The organism is Klenkia sp. PcliD-1-E, from assembly GCF_024124375.1.
Classification (GTDB): Bacteria; Actinomycetota; Actinomycetes; order Mycobacteriales; family Geodermatophilaceae; genus Klenkia.
On the sequence record NZ_JAMXRZ010000086.1, the window covers coordinates 1 to 18650 of the forward strand.

General features: G+C 74.8%; 20 protein-coding genes. 8 read left to right on the plus strand and 12 right to left on the minus strand.

The genetic code is table 11. From position 1 onward, the window contains the following. From NH342_RS16085 to NH342_RS16115, 7 genes are all read right to left on the minus strand, one after another. Positions 1-947 (minus strand): serine/threonine-protein kinase (locus NH342_RS16085; RefSeq protein ID WP_253016155.1); only part of this gene is annotated, 947 nt, incomplete at its 3' end. A gap of 57 nt (positions 948-1004) precedes the next feature. Continuing rightward, positions 1005-2540, minus strand: a complete 1536-nt coding sequence (locus tag NH342_RS16090; protein ID WP_374209457.1) for a protein kinase — start codon at positions 2538-2540, stop codon at positions 1005-1007. Positions 2541-2574: 34 nt separating this feature from the next. Beyond that, positions 2575-3810: an iron uptake transporter deferrochelatase/peroxidase subunit gene (gene efeB / locus NH342_RS16095; RefSeq protein WP_253016160.1), complete on the minus strand. Its 1236-nt coding sequence runs from the start codon at positions 3808-3810 to the stop codon at positions 2575-2577. Positions 3811-3859: 49 nt separating this feature from the next. Continuing rightward, positions 3860-4999, minus strand: a complete 1140-nt coding sequence (gene efeO, locus NH342_RS16100; RefSeq protein WP_253016163.1) for an iron uptake system protein EfeO — start codon at positions 4997-4999, stop codon at positions 3860-3862. Then, positions 4986-5852, minus strand: a complete 867-nt coding sequence (efeU, locus tag NH342_RS16105; RefSeq protein WP_253016165.1) for an iron uptake transporter permease EfeU — start codon at positions 5850-5852, stop codon at positions 4986-4988. Before efeU ends, efeO begins: the two co-directional genes overlap by 14 nt. Before the next feature lie 137 nt (positions 5853-5989). Continuing rightward, positions 5990-8239, minus strand: coding sequence for a catalase/peroxidase HPI (katG, locus tag NH342_RS16110; RefSeq protein ID WP_253016167.1), 2250 nt, complete (start codon positions 8237-8239; stop codon positions 5990-5992). Continuing rightward, positions 8236-8703, minus strand: a complete 468-nt coding sequence (locus tag NH342_RS16115; RefSeq protein WP_308200681.1) for a Fur family transcriptional regulator — start codon at positions 8701-8703, stop codon at positions 8236-8238. Before NH342_RS16115 ends, katG begins: the two co-directional genes overlap by 4 nt. 107 nt (positions 8704-8810) lie before the next feature. Here NH342_RS16115 and NH342_RS16120 point away from each other — a divergent pair, with 107 nt between their 5' ends. The 4 genes from NH342_RS16120 to NH342_RS16135 all read left to right on the plus strand — a co-directional run bounded on the left by NH342_RS16120 (position 8811) and on the right by NH342_RS16135 (position 12839). Next, positions 8811-10049, plus strand: a complete 1239-nt coding sequence (locus tag NH342_RS16120; protein WP_253016171.1) for a thiolase family protein — start codon at positions 8811-8813, stop codon at positions 10047-10049. Then, entirely contained in the window at positions 10049-10894 is an 846-nt protein-coding gene (locus tag NH342_RS16125; protein WP_253016173.1) for a 3-hydroxyacyl-CoA dehydrogenase family protein, read from the plus strand. Before NH342_RS16120 ends, NH342_RS16125 begins: the two co-directional genes overlap by 1 nt. Positions 10895-10911: 17 nt before the next feature. Next, entirely contained in the window at positions 10912-11688 is a 777-nt protein-coding gene (locus NH342_RS16130; protein ID WP_253016175.1) for an enoyl-CoA hydratase-related protein, read from the plus strand. Between the two features lie 185 nt (positions 11689-11873). Then, a complete protein-coding gene (locus NH342_RS16135; protein ID WP_253016177.1) occupies positions 11874-12839 on the plus strand; it encodes a hypothetical protein in 966 nt (321 codons plus the stop codon). Between the two features lie 66 nt (positions 12840-12905). On the opposite strand, the gene NH342_RS16140 is transcribed toward NH342_RS16135, so the two are convergent. Continuing rightward, entirely contained in the window at positions 12906-13112 is a 207-nt protein-coding gene (locus NH342_RS16140; protein WP_253016179.1) for a hypothetical protein, read from the minus strand. 202 nt (positions 13113-13314) lie between these two features. On the opposite strand from NH342_RS16140, the gene NH342_RS16145 reads away from it, so the two are divergent. Together NH342_RS16145 and NH342_RS16150 are read left to right on the plus strand one after the other, a co-directional pair. Then, positions 13315-13953 carry an MBL fold metallo-hydrolase gene (locus NH342_RS16145; protein WP_253016181.1) on the plus strand — a complete coding sequence of 213 codons (639 nt, stop codon included), beginning with the start codon at positions 13315-13317 and terminating at the stop codon, positions 13951-13953. Between the two features lie 34 nt (positions 13954-13987). Then, entirely contained in the window at positions 13988-14266 is a 279-nt protein-coding gene (locus NH342_RS16150; protein ID WP_253016183.1) for a hypothetical protein, read from the plus strand. Here NH342_RS16150 and NH342_RS16155 read toward each other — a convergent pair. From NH342_RS16155 to NH342_RS16165, 3 genes are read right to left on the minus strand one after another with little or no spacing between them, the layout of a single operon-like run. Further along, positions 14250-15338 (minus strand): S9 family peptidase, encoded by a 1089-nt coding sequence (locus NH342_RS16155; protein WP_253016185.1) that lies wholly within the window; start codon positions 15336-15338, stop codon positions 14250-14252. The two genes, NH342_RS16150 and NH342_RS16155, sit on opposite strands and share 17 nt — an antisense overlap. A 41-nt stretch (positions 15339-15379) precedes the next feature. Next, on the minus strand, positions 15380-15853 hold the full coding sequence (locus tag NH342_RS16160) for an SRPBCC family protein (protein ID WP_253016187.1): 474 nt from the start codon (positions 15851-15853) through the stop codon (positions 15380-15382). Next, positions 15850-16251: a MarR family winged helix-turn-helix transcriptional regulator gene (locus NH342_RS16165; RefSeq protein ID WP_253016188.1), complete on the minus strand. Its 402-nt coding sequence runs from the start codon at positions 16249-16251 to the stop codon at positions 15850-15852. The genes NH342_RS16160 and NH342_RS16165 overlap by 4 nt, the downstream gene beginning before the upstream one ends. Before the next feature lie 94 nt (positions 16252-16345). On the opposite strand from NH342_RS16165, the gene NH342_RS16170 reads away from it, so the two are divergent. After that, a complete protein-coding gene (locus NH342_RS16170) occupies positions 16346-17464 on the plus strand; it encodes a hypothetical protein (protein ID WP_253016189.1) in 1119 nt (372 codons plus the stop codon). On the opposite strand, the gene NH342_RS16175 is transcribed toward NH342_RS16170, so the two are convergent. Next, positions 17424-18161: a GntR family transcriptional regulator gene (locus tag NH342_RS16175; RefSeq protein ID WP_253016190.1), complete on the minus strand. Its 738-nt coding sequence runs from the start codon at positions 18159-18161 to the stop codon at positions 17424-17426. The genes NH342_RS16170 and NH342_RS16175 overlap by 41 nt on opposite strands. 135 nt (positions 18162-18296) lie before the next feature. Between NH342_RS16175 and NH342_RS16180 the strand changes: the two genes are divergently transcribed. After that, positions 18297-18650, plus strand: a 354-nt coding sequence (locus NH342_RS16180) for a helix-turn-helix domain-containing protein (protein WP_253016191.1), incomplete at its 3' end; no start/stop codon positions are given.

Here is an 18650-nt window from a genome sequence, read left to right on the forward strand (position 1 = left end):
ACGCCGGCCAGGCCCACGGCGGCGGCAGCGGGCAGCAGCACGCGGCGGCGACGGGGAGGCGGGGTGGCCGCGCGCCGGTGCCGGGTCGGCGCCAGCTTCACCGTCGCGGGCCCGAGCCCGCGCTCGACCAGCCGCTCGACCTCGGCCAGCACGGCGGCACCGTCGGCCAGCCGGTCGGCGGGGTCCTTGACGAGCATCGCGTCGACCAGCTGCCGGACCCCCGCGGGCACGGTGCCGGGCAGTGGTTCGGGGTCGTCGTGGATCTGCTGCAGGACGACGGCGACCGGGCTGTCGCCGGGCCAGGCGCGGCGGCCGGTCAGCAGCTCGTAGGCCACCATGCCCAGGGCGTAGACGTCGCTGGCCGCGGTGGCCTGCCTGCCCTGCGCCTGCTCCGGGGACAGGTAGTGCGCGGTGCCGATGACCTCGCCGGTGCCGGTCAGCGAGACGCTGGCGGCCGACCAGGCGATGCCGAAGTCGGTGATGGCCAGGCTGCCGTCGGGGCGGACCAGCAGGTTGCCGGGCTTGACGTCGCGGTGCACGACGCCGGCGGCGTGCGCGGCGGCCAGGCCCGAGGCGGCCTGGCGGAGGAGGTCGACGACCCGGTCGGCGTCCAGGGCGCCCTCGCGCTTGCGCAGGGCCGAGAGCGGCTCGCCCTCGACGAGCTCCATGACCAGCCAGGCCAGCTGCTCGCCGTCCACCCCGGTCTCGCCGTAGTCGTAGACGGCCGCGACGTGCTCGTCGCGCAGCAGCGCGGTGTGCCGCGCCTCGGCGCGGAAGCGGGCGATGAACTCGGGGTCGCCGGCGTACTCGCCGCGCAGCAGCTTGACCGCCACCGGGCGGCTCAGCCGCTGGTCGTGGGCCCGCCACACCCGGCCCATGCCGCCGGTGGCGATGACCGACCGGAGCTCGTAGCGGTCGCCCAGGACGCGGGTCTCCAGCTCGTGCACGCGCCCCATCCTGGCAGCGATCGCGCCGCGGGCCCAGAACCCCAGGTCAGGACGGCGTCAGGGCTTGCCGTTCCCCCGCCCGTTCCCGTTGCCGTTGCCATTGCCGTTCCCGTTGCCCGGTCCCCCGCCGCCGGGGCCGCCAGCGTTCCCCGGCCCCCCGTTCCCGGGCGCCGGCGCGGCCTGGGTGGGCGGGGCCTGCGTCGGCGCGGGGGCCTGGGTGGTGACGACGGTGGCGGGTGGCTGGGTGGTCGCCGGGACCTGGGTGGGTGCCTCGGTCGTGGGCTGCGTCGTGGGTCCGGTGGTCGGTGCCGCCGAGCCGTAGGACACGGTCACCGCGGCGCCGGGCTGCAGCGGGGTGCCGGCCGGGTCGACGCCGGTCACCAGCCCGGCGGTCGAGCCGTCGCCGGCGACCTCGTCGGTGGTGACCGACAGCCCCAGCGCGGTCAGCTCGGCGACCACCTCGGCCACCGGCCGGCCGGTGTAGGCGGCCGCGTCGAGCGTGATCGGGTCGGGGGTGGCCGACGTGGAGCTCGGGGTGGACCCGGCCTCGGCGGGGGCGGCGGCCCCGCCGAGGCCGACCAGCAGCGCGGTGGCGCCGCCCACCAGCAGCAGGGCGGCCGCGACCGCGGCGACCAGCAGCCGCCGGTGGGTGGGCGCCACGGCGGGGGCGGCGGTGGTCCCGGTCCCGGGGCCGTCCTCGGGGGAGAGCATCTGCGTGGCGGCCGGCGGGACGAGGTCGATCAGCTCGGTGGGCTCGTCCTCGCCGAGGGCCCGGCGGGCGCGGTCGGCGGCGGCCACCACCGCGTCGCCGTCGGCCAGCCGCCCGGCGGCGTCCTTGACCAGCATCGCGGCGACCAGGTCGCGCACCGGACCGGGCACCGCGGCCGGCAGCGGGTCGGGGTCGTCGTGCAGCTGCTGCAGCGCCACCGCCACCGAGCTCTCGCCGTCGAAGGCCCGCCGACCCGCCAGCAGCTCGTAGGCCACCATGCCCAGCGCGTACACGTCGCTGGCCGGGGTCGCCGGACGCCCCCGCGCCTGCTCCGGGGACAGGTAGTGCGCCGTCCCGATCACCTGGCCGGTGCGGGTCAGCGCGACGCTCTCCGCCGACCAGGCGATCCCGAAGTCGGTGACGGCGACCGACCCGTCCGGGCGCAGCAGCAGGTTCCCGGGCTTGACGTCCCGGTGCACGATGCCGGCCTCGTGGGCGGCGCACAGCCCGGCGCCGGCCTGGGCGACGACCTCCAGCACCTGCTCCGGGGGCAGCGCGCCCAGGCGGCGGCGCACCGCGGCCAGGGACTCACCGGGCACCAGCTCCATCACCAGCCAGGCCAGGTGCTCCTCGCCGTCGGAACCGGTCTCGCCGTAGTCGAAGACCGCGGTGACGTTGCGGTGGCCCAGCAGCGCGGCGTGCCGGGCCTCGGCGCGGAAGCGGGCCAGGAACTCCGGGTCGCCGGCGTACTCGTTGCGCAGCACCTTGACCGCGACCGGCCGGGACAGCCGCCGGTCGTGCGCCCGCCAGACCTGGCCCATGCCCCCGGTGGCGATCAGCGAGCGCAGCTCGTACCGATCGGCGAGGACCCGGGGCTGCGACACCCGGACCATGCTGCACCCTCCAGGACCGGGTCGCTCAGCCGAACAGGCCCGAGCCCCACCAGTCGTCCTCGCCGGACAGGCCCGGCGGGCAGGCGAACACCGCCGACGACGTGTGCTGCACGTACTCGTTCAGCGTGTCGGTCCGCAGGTTGCGCTGCACCTGCACGAACCCGGTGGCCGGGTCGGACTGGTAGCAGAGGAAGAACAGCCCGGCGTCGAGGCGGCCCAGGCCGTCGGAGCCGTCGACGAAGCTGTAGCCGCGCCGCAGGATCGCCGTCCCGGCGTTCGTGGGGTGCGCCAGCGAGACGTGCGAGGTGGCCGGCAGCGCGGACAGGTCCACCGGGTCGAACTCGGCCTGCTGGCCCAGGGGCGCACCGGTGCCCTTGGTGCGGCCGATGGTCTGCTCCTGGTCGCGCAGGCCTTGCCGGTCCCACACCTCGACGAGCATCCGGATGCGGCGGCTGACGAGGTAGGAGCCGCCGTCCATCCAGGAGCCGGGGTCCTCGACCCAGACGAAGCGGTCCAGGGTGGCGGTCTGCTCGGCCTTGAGGTTGTCGGTGCCGTCCTTGAACCCGAACAGGTTGCGCGGGGTGGCCTGGTCCGTCGTCGTCGACGACGTCCGGCCGAAACCGAGCTGCGACCAGCGGACGCCGACCAGCCCCTGGCCGATCCGGGCCAGGTTGCGCACCGCGTGCACGGCGACCTGCGGGTCGTTCGCGCAGGCCTGGATGCACAGGTCGCCGCCGCCGATCGCCGGGTCGAGCTCGTCGCCGGGGAAGGCGGGCAGCTCGACCAGCTCCTGGGGGCGACGGTCGGCGATGCCGAACCGGTCCGTCCCGTCGGCCGCGGTGAACAGCGTGGGCCCGAAGCCGATCGTCAGCGTCAGCCCGGCCGGGGGCAGCCCCATGGCCTCGCCGGTGTCGTCCGGCGGGGCGTACTCGCTGCCGGCCACGGCGCCGACCGGCCCGGCGTCCTGGCCCCGGGTCATCCGGCGGGCGGCCTGGGTCCACTGCTGCAGCATGCGGACCAGCGCCGCCCGGTCGTCGGTGATGACGTCGAAGGCGACGAAGTGCAGCCGGTCCTGGGCCGGGGTGGTGATGCCGGCCTGGTGCGCCCCGTGGAACTCGACCGCGTCGGAGGCGGCCGTCGTCCCCGGGTCGGCCGCGGGGGCGGCGGCCCGGCTGCTGGCGATGCCGCCGGCACCGAGGGCGACGACACCCGCCGCCCCGACGCCGGCGGCCCCGAAGAAGTCGCGGCGGGAGAGCTTCACGCCACCCACTGTCCCCTCTGCACCCCGCCCTGCGCCCGGATCCCGCCCATCAGCCCGCGACGACGGCCGGCACCTGGCTGACCTGCGCGGCGAGGGCGTTGAGCGAGTCCGACAGGCCCTGGACCTGCTCGGGGGTCAGCGCGGTGTAGAGCACGAAGCCGTCGCCGCTGGCGTACTGCGCGAGCTCGGCCTGGGTGGCGGCGAAGGCGTCGTCCAGCGCAGCGGCGAGGTCGGGGTCGGCCTCGGCAATGGCCGGGCGCAGCGCCTGCACGGCGGCCTGGGAGCCGTCGAGGTTGGCCTGGAAGTCCCAGAGGTCGGTGTGGGAGTACCGCTCCTCCTCGCCGGTGACCTTGCCGCTGGCGATCTCGTCGAGCAGGGCCAGGGCGCCGTTGGCCAGGTCGAGGGGCTGCAGCTGCAGGTCCTGCACCTGCGTGGCCAGCTCCTGGATGTCGGCGACCAGCTGGTCGGCGACGGGTCCGGACCGCGAGAGGTCACCGGTGACCCAGAGGTCGCGCTCGAGCACGTGGAAGCCGGTCCAGGTCTCGCCCTCGGCGACGTCGTTCTCCCGGGCGTCGACCCGCGGGTCGAGGTCGCCGAAGCTCTCCGCGACCGGCTCGATCCGCTCCCAGTAGGTGCGCGCGACCGGGTAGAGCGCCTGGGCGCCGGCGACGTCGCCGGCCTCGACCGCGTCGGTGAAGGCCTGGGTCTGCTCCTGCAGGGCGGTGACCTGGCTGCCCACGTAGCGCGTGTAGTCGGTGACCGCGGCCTGCAGCTGCTCGTCGTCGGACAGCTGCTGGGACTCCCCGGTCACGGTGAGCGCGTTGCGGATGCCGTCGCCGGTCATGCCCGGCTTGCAGGCCGTCTGGTACTCCCCCGCCGGCAGCTCGACCAGCAGGGAGCGGGCCACGCCGGGGGCGATGTTCTCGACCTCGCCCATGATCCGGTCGCCCTCGGCGTAGACGTAGAACTCGGTGACCGAGGAACCGGTGTTGGTCACCGTGAACTGGTGGGTCCCGGCCTCGAGGGAGGTGGCGCCGACCTCGCAGGCGGAGTCCGAGGCGGTGACGGCGATGTCGTCGGAGGCGTCCCCGGCGGCGTCCGCGCCCGTGCCCGACCCGCCGCCGCAGGCGGCCAGCAGGGTGAGGGCGGCGGCCCCGGCCGCGACGAGGGGGGTCCTACGCGTGCGCATCGACGGTCTCCGTGGTCTTCGCGGGGGTCGGGGTGGGCCGCGCGGCGCGGCCGGGGACGAGGAAGAGCACCAGCACCGGCACGAGGTAGGCCAGGTAGGCCACCACCTCGAGCACCGACGGCTGGGCCGAGATGTGGAACACGCCGTCCAGGACCGCGCCCCACCAGCTGCCCGGCTGCAGCCAGGACGAGGCGTCGTAGGCGTAGGTGGTCAGGCCGGGCAGGACGCCGGCCTCCTGGAAGTCGTGGATGCCGTACTTGAAGATGCCGGCGGCGACGAACACCAGCAGCACGCCGCTGACGGTGAAGAACGTCGACAGGTTGATCCGGACGGCGCCGGCGTAGAGCAGCACACCGAGGACGACGGCGCTGGCCAGGCCCGCAGCCAGGCCGACCAGCGGGGTGGCGCTGACCGCGCCCTGGGCGGAGGCGAAGAACAGCAGGGTGGTCTCCAGGCCCTCGCGGACCACGGAGGCGAAGGCGATGCCGACGACGGCTCCCAGACCCAGGCCCACGGCGTCGTCCAGCCGCCCGCGCAGCTGGCCGGACAGCTGCCGCGCGGTGCGCCGCATCCAGAAGATCATCCAGGTGACCAGGGCGACCGCGACGACGGAGGTGATCGCGTCGAACAGCTCCTGGCCCGGGCCGCCGAGCACGGTGGAGGACACGTAGGACAGCACCGCGCCGAACCCGACGGAGATGACCACGGCGGCGCCGACGCCGGCCCACACCGGGACCAGGTGCTGCCGGCGTCCGGTCTTGACCAGGTAGGCGACCAGCACGCTGACGACGAGGACCATCTCCAGGCCCTCGCGCAGGCCGATCAGGTAGCTGGGGAAGAACAGCGCACCCACGGCAGCCTCCCGACGGACGAGTGCCCCACCGGGCGGTGAGGGCAGGCATACCTTAGGACGGCTGCAGCGGGTACGACCAGGGGCCCCAGGGAGTTCCCAGTTGCCTGGGAACCTCCTGGGGCCCCGCTGAGCTCAGGTCAGGCCGTGACCTCGAACCGGTCGTTGTCCATGACCTTCGTCCAGGCCTTGGCGAAGTCCTGGACGAACTGCTCGGCGGCGTCGTCGGAGGAGTAGACCTCGACGATCCCGCGCAGGATGGCGTTGGAGTTGAACACCAGGTCGGCGGCGGTGGCGGTGTACGCCACGGAGCCGTCGGCGCCCAGGCCCTCGTAGACGTCCTCGGTGTCGCGCGAGGTCCGCCAGTCGATGCCGAGGTCCAGGATCGTCCGGAAAAAGTCCTGGCTCAGCACGCCCACCCGGTCGGTGAACACGCCGTGCTGCACGCCACCGGTGTTGGCGCCCAGCACCCGCAGACCGCCGACCAGCACGGTCATCTCCTTCGCGGTCAGGCCCAGGGTGAAGGCCTTGTCCACCAGCAGCTGCTCGGGCTGCAGCTTGCTGCCGGGCAGCAGGTAGCTGCGGAACCCGTCGGCCCGGGGCTCGAGCCACTTCATGTTGTCCGGGTCGGTCTGCTCCTGGGTGGCGTCGGTGCGGCCGGGGGTGAAGCCCACGGTCACCGGGACGCCCGCGTCGGCGGCGGCCTTCTCGACGGCGGCGGTGCCGGCGAGCACCACCAGGTCGGCGAAGGAGACACGCTTCCCGGTCTCGGCCTCGAAGTCGGCCTTGACCTGCTCGATCGCCGGGACGACGTCGGCGACGCCGGCGTTGGCCGCCCAGCCGATCTGCGGCTGCAGACGGATGCGGCCGCCGTTGGCGCCACCGCGCTTGTCGGTGTCGCGGTAGGACGCCGCAGCCGACCATGCCAGGTGCACCAGCTGGGGCACCGACGGGCCGGCGGCCAGCAGCCGCTGCTTCAGGTCGGCGATCTCCGCCTCGCCCACCAGCTCGTGGTCGACGGCCGGGACCGGGTCCTGCCAGACGAGCTCCTCGGCCGGGACGTCGGGGCCCAGGTAGCGGCTGCGCGGACCCATGTCCCGGTGCAGGAGCTTGAACCAGGCGCGGGCGTAGGCGTCGGCGAAGGAGGCCGGGTCCTTGTAGAACCGCTCCGAGATCTCGCGGAAGCCCGGGTCCTTGACGAGGGCCATGTCGGTCGTGGCCATCATCGGCGGGTTCTTCTTGCCCTCGACGTGCGCGTCGGGGACCAGGTCCTGCGCCTCGGGGTTGGTCGGGTGCCACTGCTTGGCGCCGGCCGGGCTCTCGCCGAGGTCCCAGTCGTAGGAGAACAGCATCTCGAAGTAGCTGTTGTCCCACTGCGTGGGCGTCGGGGTCCAGGCGCCCTCGAGGCCGCTGGTGATGGTGTCGGCGCCCTTGCCGGTGCCGTACTGGCTCTTCCAGCCCAGCCCGTTGCCGTGCACCGGGCAGCCGTTGGGCTCGGGGCCCACGAGCTCGGGGTTCCCGGCGCCGTGGGTCTTGCCGAAGGTGTGGCCACCGGCGATGAGGGCGACGGTCTCCTCGTCGTTCATGCCCATCCGGCTGAAGGTGACCCGGATGTCGTGCGCGGAGGCGACCGGGTCGGGCTTGCCCTGCGGGCCCTCGGGGTTGACGTAGATCAGGCCCATGGTGACCGCGGCCAGGTGGCCCTCGTCCAGGTCGAGCGGGGTGTCGGCGTCGGCGTAGCGCTCGTCGCCGAGCCAGGTGTCCTCGGGGCCCCAGAAGACCTCGCTGGGCTTCCACTGGTCCTTGCGGCCGAAGGCGAACCCGAAGGTCTTCAGGCCCATGTCGTCGTGCGCGACGTTGCCGGCCAGCACCAGCAGGTCGGCCCAGGAGATCTTCCGGCCGTACTTCTGCTTGATCGGCAGCAGCAGGCGGCGGGCCTTGTCCAGGTTGGCGTTGTCCGGCCAGCTGTTGAGCGGGGCGAAGCGCTGCCCGCCCTCGCCGCCGCCACCGCGGCCGTCGGCGCTGCGGTAGGTACCGGCGGCGTGCCAGGACATCCGGATGAACAGCGGGCCGTAGTGGCCCCAGTCGGCCGGCCACCACTCCTGCGAGGTGTGCATGACCTCGGCGACGTCGCGCTTGAGCGCCTCGACGTCGAGCTTCGCGAACTCGGCCGCGTAGTCGAAGTCGGGGCCGTAGGGGTCGGCCTCGGGGGTGGAGCGGTCGAGCACGCGCAGGTCGACCTGGTTGGGCCACCAGTCCTGCTCGGTGCGGGGGCGGCCGCCGTGCACCGGCTCCGGCGACTTGATCGCCGGGTTCTCGCTCTCGCTGGTGCTGGCGGTCTGGGCCTTGTCCTGGGTCTTGTCGACCCCGGTGGTGTCGTGCTCGCTCATCGCGTGCCTCTCTCTGCTGGGCTGTCGAGGGTGGGCAGGACGGAGGGTGCCGCGCTGCACGCGCGGCACAGACCCCAGTAGATGACCTCGGCCTCGTCGACGACGAAGCCGTGGTCCTCGGACGGGGTCAGACAGGGGGCCGCGCCGACCGAGCAGTCGACGTCGGCGATGGCGCCGCAGGCGCGGCAGACCAGGTGGTGGTGGTTGTCCCCCACCCGGACCTCGTAGCGGGCGACCGAGCCCTGCGGCTCGATCCGGCGGACGAGCCCGGTGGCGGTCAGCGCGCGCAGCACGTCGTAGACGGCCTGGTGGGAGACCTCGGGGTGCTGGTCGCGGACCGCCCGCAGCACCTCGTCGGTGGTGGCGTGGGCGTGCCCGCGCAGGGCGGCGAGGACGGCGAGGCGGGGCCGGGTGACCCGGAGCGCGACGCCCCGCAGGGCCTGCTCCAGCTCCGGTGACCGCACGACCGACACCCTGCCCCGCAATCTTGAACGAGTCAAATGAAGACTCGGCGACCACTGGGTGGGAGCCGGGACTTGCCGGGGTGCCCGCCGTCCGCTTTCCTGACCAGATGGTCGGTAATGAGGTGTTCCTGGTCGACGGCGTCCGCACACCGCAGGGCAAGTACGGCGGCGCGCTGGCCGGCGTCCGGCCCGACGACCTGGCCGCGCTCGTGGTCGGCGAGGCGCTGCGCCGCTCCGGTGCCCCCGCCGACGCCGTCGAGGAGGTCGTGCTCGGCGCGGCCAACCAGGCCGGCGAGGACAACCGGGACGTCGCCCGGATGGCCGTGCTGCTGGCCGGGCTGCCCGACACCGTCCCCGGCTTCACCACCAACCGGCTGTGCGCCTCCGGGCTGACCGCCACCGCGTCGGCGGCCGCGGCCATCCGGGCCGGCGAGCTGGACCTGGCGATCGCCGGTGGCGTGGAGTCGATGACCCGTGCGCCGTGGGTGATGGCCAAGCCCGGCACCCCCTGGGCCCGCCCCGGCGAGGTCGTGGACACCTCGCTGGGCTGGCGGTTCACCAACCCCGTCTTCACCGCCCACGACCGCGGCGTCGAGCACCCCGAGGACCCCCGCACCCGCAAGGTCACGCTGTCGATGGGCGAGACCGCCGAGGAGATCGCCGCCCTCGACGGGCTGACCCGCGACGAGTGCGACGCCTTCGCCGTCCGCAGCCACACCCGCGCGGTCGCCGCCGCCGAGGCGGGCCGGTTCGACGCCGAGATCGTGCCGGTCGAGGTGGCGGGCAGGAAGGAGACGGTCACCGTCTCCCGCGACGAGGGCCCGCGCCCGGGGTCCTCGATGGAGTCCCTGGGCAAGCTCAAGCCGGTCTTCCGCGCCGGGGGCATCGTCACCGCCGGCAACAGCTCCCCGCTCTCGGACGGCGCCGCCGCCCTGGTGCTGGCCTCCGCCGAGGCCGTGCAGCGGCACGGCCTCACCCCCCGCGCCCGCATCGTGGTCTCCGCCTCGGCCGGCGTCGCGCCGAACGTGATGGGCCTGGGCCCGGTGCCGGCGACGGAGAAGGCGCTGGCCAAGGCCGGCTGGTCGGTCGGCGACCTGGACGCCGTCGAGCTCAACGAGGCCTTCGCCGCGCAGTCCCTGGGCGTGCTGCGCCGGCTGGGCATCGACGAGGAGATCACCAACGCCGACGGCGGCGCGATCGCCCTGGGTCACCCGCTGGGCTGCTCCGGCGCCCGGATCCTGGTCACCCTGGTCGGCCGGCTGGAGCGCGAGGGCGGGCGCCGCGGCCTGGCCACCCTGTGCGTCGGGGTCGGCCAGGGCGTGTCCATGCTGGTGGAGCGGGTCTGATGCCGCGCACGGTCGGGGTCGTCGGCGGTGGCCGGATGGGCGGCGGGATCGCCCAGGTGCTGCTGGGCACCGGGGCGTCGGTGCACGTGGTGGAGGCCGGGGACTCCGCCGCCCAGGCCGCCCAGGACCGCATCGTGGCCGGGCTCGAGGAGGCCGCGCGCCGGGGCAAGCTCGAGGGGTCCGTCGAGGACGCCGCTGCCCGGCTGCACCTGGTCGACACCGCCGCCGAGCTGCCCGGCGACTGCGAACTGGTGGTCGAGGCGGTGCCCGAGGTGCCTGCCCTCAAGGTCGAGGTGCTGACGGCGGCGGAGCGGGCGATCGGCGCGGACGCGGTGCTGGCCACCAACACCAGCTCGCTGTCGGTGACGGAACTGGCCGCGGCCCTGCAGCGCCCGCAGCGGTTCGTCGGGATGCACTTCTTCAACCCGGTGCCGGCGTCGAAGCTGGTGGAGGTGGTGCGGGCCGCCGACACCGCCGACGACGTCGTCACCACCGCACTGGGCTGGGCCGACGCGCTGGGCAAGACCGGCATCGTCGTCCGCGACTCCCCCGGGTTCGCCTCCTCCCGGCTGGGCGTGCTGCTCGGCCTGGAGGCGATCCGGATGCTGGAGGAGGGCGTGGCCGACGCCGAGGCGATCGACACCGCGATGGAGCTGGGCTACCGGCACCCGATGGGCCCGCTGCGCTCCACCGACCTCGTCGGGCTGGACGTGCGGCTGGCGATCGCGGACTACCTGGCCCGGGAGCTGGGCGACCGGTTCGCCCCGCCGCAGCTGCTGCGTGACAAGGTGGCCGCCGGTGACCTGGGCCGCAAGACCGGCCGCGGGTTCCACGACTACAGCTGAGGAGACGACGGAGTCCCATGAGCAGCACAGCCGTCCAGCGTTCCGACGACGGGGCCGTGGCCACCCTGACCCTGCCCGCCCCGGGGCTGACCCACGACATCCGCCTGTCGCTGACCGAGCACCTGCGGGCGCTCGCCGACGACGCGTCCGTGCGGGCCGTCGTGCTCACCGGCACCGGCAAGGCCTTCTGCGTCGGCCAGGACCTCGCCCAGCACGTGCAGGAGCTGCGCGAGGGCCGGCCTGCGCTGGACGTCGTCCCGGCCGAGTACAACCCGATGGTGCTGGCGCTGGCCGCGCTGCGGGTGCCGGTCGTGGTGGCGGTCAACGGCGCGTGCGCGGGCGCCGGGCTGGGCCTGGCGCTGGCCGGCGACCTGCGGGTGGCGGCGGCGGGGGCGAAGTTCACCACCGCGTTCGTCGGCGTCGGGCTCGGCAGCGACTCCGCACTGGCCTCCCGGCTGGTGCACTGCGTGGGCGGCTCGCGCGCCGCGGAGCTGCTGCTGGTGCCGGCGCCGTTCACCGCGGAGCAGGCGCACGAGTGGGGCATGGTGCACCGGGTGGTGCCGGCCGAGGAGGTGCTCGGCACCGCGCAGGCGCTGGCCGCGCAGCTGGCCGCCGGGCCCACCGCCGCCTTCCGCGCGGTCAAGGAGGTCCTGGCCACCGCGGCCACGGACTCCCTGGAGACCACCCTGGCGAAGGAGGCCGAGCTGCAGAGCGCGCTGGGCCACACCCACGACCACCAGGAAGCCGTCGAGGCCTTCCTGGCCAAGCGCAAGCCCGAGTTCAGGGGCGCCTAGCCACCCCCACCCCCCGTCGGGGCCGTCCATCGACGCTCACTGATCACTTCTGCGCAGAACTGATCAGCAGGCGTCGATCGACGCCTCGCGAGGGGCACGGGCATGGGGTGTCCACAGCGTCGGAGGTTGTCCACAGATCGCGCTGGCCGGCACCGCACGGCGCCCTCCCCACCCACTCTGCGGTCATGGCGGTCGATCTGGCAGAGCTGCTCGGCGCGGACGGCGCGCGGCGCAGTGCGGACGTGGTGGGCGTGGCCGGCGCGGCCAGCGTGAGCCGTTGGGTGCGCCGCGGCCGTCTGCTGCGCCCCCTCCCCGGCGTCCTCGTGCTGCCCGAGCAGGCCGGCACGTGGCGGACGCGGGCCGCGGCGGCGGCGCTGTGGTCGGGCGGTCGGCTCTGCGGGTGCAGCGCCCTGTACCTGTCCGACCTGGTCGTCGAACCCGGCCCGCACGTGCACGTCGCCGTCGGCCCGCACCGGCACGTGGGCCCGCGCCGACCGGCATGGTTGCGGGTGCACGTCGGACCAGAACCGAGCGGCCGGATCGCTCAGGGTCTGCCGGTCGTCAGCGACGTCGACGCGCTGCTGACCGCCTGGGGCCATGCGCACGCCGGGCGCGGGACGTCACGCGAGGTGGAGGTGGCGCGCGGGGCCGTGATCGGAGCCTGCCGGCGTCGTCGGGTGACCGTCGACCAGCTGCGCGCGGCGCTCGGGGCTCGCACCAGGTTGCCGGGCCGTCGGCAGCTCGACGACCTGCTGGGGCTCATCGCACGCGGGTGCCAGAGCGAGTTCGAGATCTGGGGTCTCGCGCACATCCTCGACGTCCCCGGGCTGCCGCCGATCCAGCTGCAGTACGCCCTGGAGACGTCCATCGGCACCATCCACCTGGACGGCGCCCTGCCCGAGGTGCAGCTGGGCATCGAGCTCGACGGGGCGGCCTACCACCGCAGCCCGGACAACTGGGCGCGGGACCGCCGCCGCGACAGCGCCGCCCTCGCCCGCGGCTGGGCGACCCTGCGGATCGACCACCGGCGGGCCCACGTCGATCCGCCCGCGGCTCGGCGGGAGATCGAAGACGCCTACTACGCCCGCCTCGCCGCTCTCCAAGGGCGAGGCGTCGATGGACGGTCGTCGATCATTCCACGGCCGAAGTGATCAGCCAGCGTCGATCGACGGTTGGAAGGAGGTGGGTGGGGTGGGGGTGGGGGTGGGGGGTGGGGGTCAGTAGAGGAGGTCGGCGCAGGCCTCGCAGCTGTCCTCGTCGGCGCCGTCCCAGGTCTGGTCGACGTCGACGCGGGCGAGGGCACCGCACACCGCGACCTCGCAGGCGCCGTCCAGCTCGGACGGGCTGCGGTGCAGCTCCACGGCGTGCCAGATGCCGGTGGTGCGGCCCTGGGCGGCGGCGAGGGTCAGGACGAGTTCGCTCATGACCCCACCGTCGGCGTCCGCGCCCGCCCCCCGCAGGGACGCCCGCCACGAACTCACCCGCCCGGGTTGGTCATGTCCTGCCCGTCAAGCAGGGAGGCCTGCAGGTCGGTACGGCGTGTCCGGCACCTGGCAGCACCTGGCCGCGACCTGCGGGTTCGCTGGACCGCATGCGAGGACCTGCATGCCGTGGCACGGTGCGGCCATGCAGCTCACCAAGCACGGGCACGCCTGCGTCGTCCTGTCCGACGGCGATCGCCGCCTGCTCCTGGACCCCGGTGCCTTCACCGAGGAGTCTGCCTGGGACGGCGCGAGCGCGCTCCTGATCACCCACGAGCACTTCGACCACCTGGACGTCGAGGGGACGAAGAAGGCCCTGGACGCCGACCCCGCGCTGGAGGTGTGGACCAACGCCTCGGTCGCCGAGCAGCTGGACGCCGGCCCGCGGGTGCACGTGGTGGGCCACGGCGACACCTTCACCGCGGCCGGGTTCGACGTGGCGGTGCAGGGCGAGTGGCACGCGGTGATCCACCCCGACATCCCGCGCATCGCCAACGTCGGCTTCCTCGTCGACGGTCGGGTCTTCCACCCCGGCGACGCGCTCACCGTCCCCGAGGGCGGCACCGTGGAGACCTTGCTGCTCCCGCTGCACGCGCCGTGGTCGAAGACCGGCGAGCTGATCGACTACGTGCGCGAGGTCTCCCCCACCCGCTCGCTGGCCGTGCACGACGGGTTGCTCAACGAGACCGGCCTGATGGTGGGGGCGAACTTCCTCGGCGAGAACGGTCCCGGCGTCCCGGGCGAGTACCGCCGGATGGCCCCTGGGGAATCGGTCACGCTCTGAGTCAGGTCGCGCCCGGCCGGGTAGGGCGCCGCGCATGAGCGACGAGCAGTACGACATCGAGCCGCAGGGCGACGGGCAGTACGTGGTCACGCTGACCGACGGCGAGGAGACCGTGGAGACCTGGTTCCGGGTCACCGCGGACTCGCTGGCGCAGCTCGGCGTGGACGCCGGCGACGAGGCCGACCTCGTGGAGCGCACCGTGGTGTTCCTGCGCCGGCACCAGGAGGTCCCCGACTTCCCCGACATGGTGGAGATCGAGGACGTGCTGGCGACCTACCCCGACTACCGGGACGCCGTCACCAGCGACCGGTGAGCCGCGGCGCCAGCCAGCGCGCCACGGCCAGGTACTTCTCGTCGGCGTGGTTGTCCACGCAGTGGTCGCCGTCGGGCCACTCCTGCCAGGTGCGGTCGGCCGAGCCCGCGAGGTCGTGCAGGTGCCGGGCGTTGGCCACCTTGAACACCGCGTCGCGCGACCCGTGCTGCACCAGCAGCGGGCAGGTCAGCCCGGCCAGGGTCGCCGCGTCGAGCTCCAGGTCGTCCATCAACGTGCGGGAGGCCTCGGGGTCCAGCCCCAGCATCGCCTGCACCTTGGCCAGGAACCGCGGGAAGCGGGTGTGCGTCTCGGCCGGCCGCACGGTGCCGCCGGTGACCACGCAGGCGGCGATGCGCGGGTCCTGGGCGGCCAGCAGCGCGGCGAGGTGGCCGCCCATGCTGTTGCCCCACACCGCGACCCGGTCGCCGAGGCGCGGATCGGCCAGCACGTGGTCGAAGGCGGCGGACAGCGCGAGCCGGACGTCGCGGTCCAGGTGCAGCCCGCCGAGCACCCGGGTCTCGCCCTGCCCCGGCGCGTCCAGCAGGAACAGCGCGACCCCGCGGTCGCGGACCAGCTCGGCGCCGGCGGCGTACTCCTCGCGCCAGGCGTCGATGCCGCCGAGCACCATCACCACCGGCGGCCGGACGACGTCGGCCGGGCGCAGCAGCCAGCCGCGCAGGCTGCGGCCCCGCCACGGGACGAGCACGTGCTCGGCGGGCGGGTCCAGCAGCGCGCCGGCCCGGCCGAAGGCGTCCACCAGGTCGCGGTAGAGCACCCGCTTGGCGGGGCCGTCCTCCAGCGGGACCTGCCCGAAGCTGTAGCAGGCCGCGGCGCGCAGGAACCGCTCGCGCGCCGTCCTGCGGTCACCGGCCTCGATCGCCACCATGGCCGCCGCGGTGTGCCGGCGGGCCAGCCGGGAGGCCACCTCGGACCAGGCGGACCCGGCGCTGACCCGGGCGTGCAGCTCGTCGGCGTCGGTGGCCTGCATGCCGTTGCCGACCAGGCGGTGGCGGGGCATGGCCCGGATGAGGGCGGCCGCCGCCCGCTGCCACTCCAGTGCGTGCGCGGTCACACGAGACCAACGACCCGGAGCGCGGAGGGTTCCCCGGCTGGTCAGCCGTCGGCGAGTGCCTGCTCCAGGTGGGCGGGCAGCTTGGCCAGCTCGCCGTCGACGGTCCGCTCGACCAGCCGCTGCAGGGAGCTGCGCTGCAGGAGGCGCACCAGCCGGGAGCCGCGGGCCGGCTCGTGGGTGACGGTGATCGTGACGTCGGTGCCCTCGGCGCCGCCCTTGCCGGCGTCGGCCAGCTCGATGCGGGTCGTCCAGGTCTCCGGCGTCAGCTCGAGCTTCGTGACCACCACCCGGGCGGGCCGCCACTCCACGATGGTGCCGCGCGGGGCCCCGTCCCGGGGGCTGGCGCCCTCGGCGAGCTCACCGGGCGAGCAGACGAACGTCGTCCCGGTGCCGACCGGCCCGGACACCACGTAGGAGACGTCGCAGACCGCGCAGTAGGGGTGCAGGACCGCCAGCGCGCGCCAGACGTCCTCCCGGCGTTGGGGCACCCGGCGGGTACCGCTGGCAGTGGTCACGACGACGACGGTAGGACGGCGACCTGCGCGAGCACCGCGCGGGCGGTCGCCCAGCGCTCGGGACCGACGGCGCCCGCCCAGCCGGCCTCGACCTCGGCCAGCCGCGCGGACATCGCACCGACCACCTCGCGGCCGCCGTCGGTCAGCCGCACCAGGCGGGCACGGCGGTCGGCCGGGTCGGGCACGACCTCGACGTACCCGCCCGCCTCCAGCGGGTCCAGCGCCTGGGCGAGCGCCTGTTTGGTCAGCCCGCTGCGGACCACCAGCCGGCTGACCCGCTCCCCCTCAGGCGGCAGGAAGGACAGCAGCCGGTAGTGCCGGGCCCGCAGGCCCGGGAACCGCTCGGCGCTGAGGCCGTGCAGCTCACCGCGCAGCTGCAGCAGCACCAGCTCCAGCACGGCCGTGACAGGGACACCGTTGACAGGATCGGACAAGCAGCTTCACCATTCGGCGAGGAAGACAAGCAACTTGACGAGCATAGGACGGTGCGCGGTGACCGCACTCCCCGGTGGGCTCCCCCTCGACACCCTCGCCGCAGACCTCGCCCGGTGGACCGGGGACCCCGGCCTCGCGGTCGCGGAGGTGCTGGTCGAGCCGGTCGCCCACACCATCAGCGCCCCGACCACCGCACGGCTGGACCGGGTGGCCGTCACCACGACCGCCGGGGCGACCCACCGCCTGGTCGTGAAGTCGCTGCAGGCCGCCCGGCACGGGCTGCCCCCGTTCCTCCCGCCGGAGGTGGTCGCCCACCTCGACACCGTCATCCCCTGGCGGCTGGAGATCGACCTGCTGGGCACCCCGCTGCGCGACCGGGTACCGGACGGGCTCCGCTTCCCCGACGTGGTCGCCGTCCACCACCAGGACGACGACCGGGCCACGCTGTGGATGGCCGACGCGCAGCCGACGGCGGAGCCCTGGACGGCGGTCGACACCGAGCGGGCCGCGCACCTGCTCGGCCGGCTGGCCGCCCGCCGCCGCCACGACCCCGTCCCGGCGTTCCCCGGGGGCGACTTCCTGACCGCCTACGTCGCGAACCAGGTCCAGCAGTGGGCCGTGCCGCGGATCCTGGCCGACGAGTCGTGGTCGCACCCGCTGCTGGCCCCGCACGCCGGGCTGCGGCCGGCGCTCACCGCCTTGGTCGCGGAGCTCCCCGGGCTCGTCGACGCCGTCCGGGCCTGCCTGCAGCTGCCCGCGCACGGCGACCCGACCCCGATGAACCTGCTGCGCCCGGCCGACGCACCCGGGGAGTTCGTGGCGATCGACTGGGGCACCAGCACCCGGGCGCCGGTGGGCTGGGACGTCGTCCCCCTGGTGCTGGGCCGGGCCGAGGCCGGTCTGTCCGACGCCGACGAACCCGCCCGCCTGCTCCCGGCCGCCCTCGCCGCCCACCGCGACGGGCTGGCGGCCGAGGGCGTGGACGTCACCGCATCCGAGCTCGAGGGGGCGGTGCTCGCCGCCGTCCGGCTGCGCTACCCGCTGACCAGCCTGGACCCGGGCGCGCTCGGGGAGGGCCCGGAGGCGGTGGACCGGGCGGCCCGGCGAGCCGCGTTCGTCGCGGCGGTGCTGGCGCTCAGCGGCCGCCGACCGACACCTCGAACTCCACCTGGCTGACGTCGGGGCGCAGCCGGGAGAACGAGTGCACCAGCGGGTTGCCGAACCCGTCGAAGACGGTCGTGCGCACCACCAGCAGCGGCGAGCCGGCCACGACTTGCAGCACCTCGGCCTCCTCGGCCGCGGCGGTGCCGACGTCGACCACGATCCGGGCGCGGGCGAGGTCGGCCTCGTACTCCCGGCGCAGGAACTCGTACAGCGAGCCGTGCCCGAAGTCCTCGGTGGCCGCCTTCGGGTAGTCCTCGGCGGGCAGGAAGGACCGGACCACGTGGTTGGGCAGGCCGTCGACCGAGCGCAGCCGGACGAGCTCGACGACCTGGTCGGCGGGCTCCAGGCGCAGCTCGGCGGCGACGGTGGCCGGCGCGGTGAGCACCTGCTGGCCGAGCACCGTGGTACCGACCTGGGCGCCCTGCTCGGTCATCACGGAGTGGAACCCGGCGATGCGGTGCACGAAGCTCTCGCGGTACTCGTGCCGGATGCCCGGCCGGGTGACGTAGGTGCCCCGGCCCTGCTCCCGGACCAGGTGCCCGTCGGCCACCAGGCCGTCCACGGCCCGGCGCAGGGTGATCCGGCTGACCCCGTACTCCGCGCACAGGACCGGCTCCGGGGGCAGCAGCGCGTGCTCGGGGAGCTCCAGCACCCGCCGGCGCAGGTGCTCGCGGACGGCGAGGTACTTGGGTCCGGTGTCCGCGCTCACCCCTCGAAAGGTACTCGATCGCAAGACGTCCGGACGTCATGATGACTGGCCCGGACGGGACGGAGTGTTCCGGACCACCGGCAAGGACGACTAGAATTCCGGAACACGCCGTTCCGGACCTGCAGGAGGCCCGTCGTGACCAGCCCGACCGCGCCCGCCCCCCGGCCGGTCGGCCGCCCCCGGGACCCGTCGCTGGACGTGGCCATCCTGGACGCCGCCCTGCAGCTGCTGGGCGAGGGCGGGCTCGACGCGTGCGCGCTGGACGAGGTGGCCCGCCGCGCGGGGGTGGGCAAGGCGACGATCTACCGGCGCTGGCGCAGCAAGGACGACCTGGTCCGGGACGCCTTCGGCAGCACCGAGCCGCACCTGGTGCCCGAGGACCGCGGCTCGCTGACCGCCGACGGCGAGGCGCTGCTGCGGGCGCTGGCCGGCGCGCTGGGCGAGCCACGGGCCCGGGCCTGGCGGCGCACCGTCCCGGCGCTCGTCTCG

What these genes read in the sequence shown, in the direction of transcription:
- efeO (WP_253016163.1), bottom strand. Translation starts at nt 4,999, where the DNA reads ATGCGCACGCGTAGGACCCCCCTCGTCGCGGCCGGGGCCGCCGCCCTC.
- katG (WP_253016167.1), bottom strand. Translation starts at nt 8,239, where the DNA reads ATGAGCGAGCACGACACCACCGGGGTCGACAAGACCCAGGACAAGGCC.
- NH342_RS16120 (WP_253016171.1), top strand. Translation starts at nt 8,811, where the DNA reads ATGGTCGGTAATGAGGTGTTCCTGGTCGACGGCGTCCGCACACCGCAG.
- NH342_RS16125 (WP_253016173.1), top strand. Translation starts at nt 10,049, where the DNA reads ATGCCGCGCACGGTCGGGGTCGTCGGCGGTGGCCGGATGGGCGGCGGG.
- NH342_RS16130 (WP_253016175.1), top strand. Translation starts at nt 10,912, where the DNA reads ATGAGCAGCACAGCCGTCCAGCGTTCCGACGACGGGGCCGTGGCCACC.
- NH342_RS16135 (WP_253016177.1), top strand. Translation starts at nt 11,874, where the DNA reads ATGGCGGTCGATCTGGCAGAGCTGCTCGGCGCGGACGGCGCGCGGCGC.
- NH342_RS16140 (WP_253016179.1), bottom strand. Translation starts at nt 13,112, where the DNA reads ATGAGCGAACTCGTCCTGACCCTCGCCGCCGCCCAGGGCCGCACCACC.
- NH342_RS16145 (WP_253016181.1), top strand. Translation starts at nt 13,315, where the DNA reads ATGCAGCTCACCAAGCACGGGCACGCCTGCGTCGTCCTGTCCGACGGC.
- NH342_RS16150 (WP_253016183.1), top strand. Translation starts at nt 13,988, where the DNA reads ATGAGCGACGAGCAGTACGACATCGAGCCGCAGGGCGACGGGCAGTAC.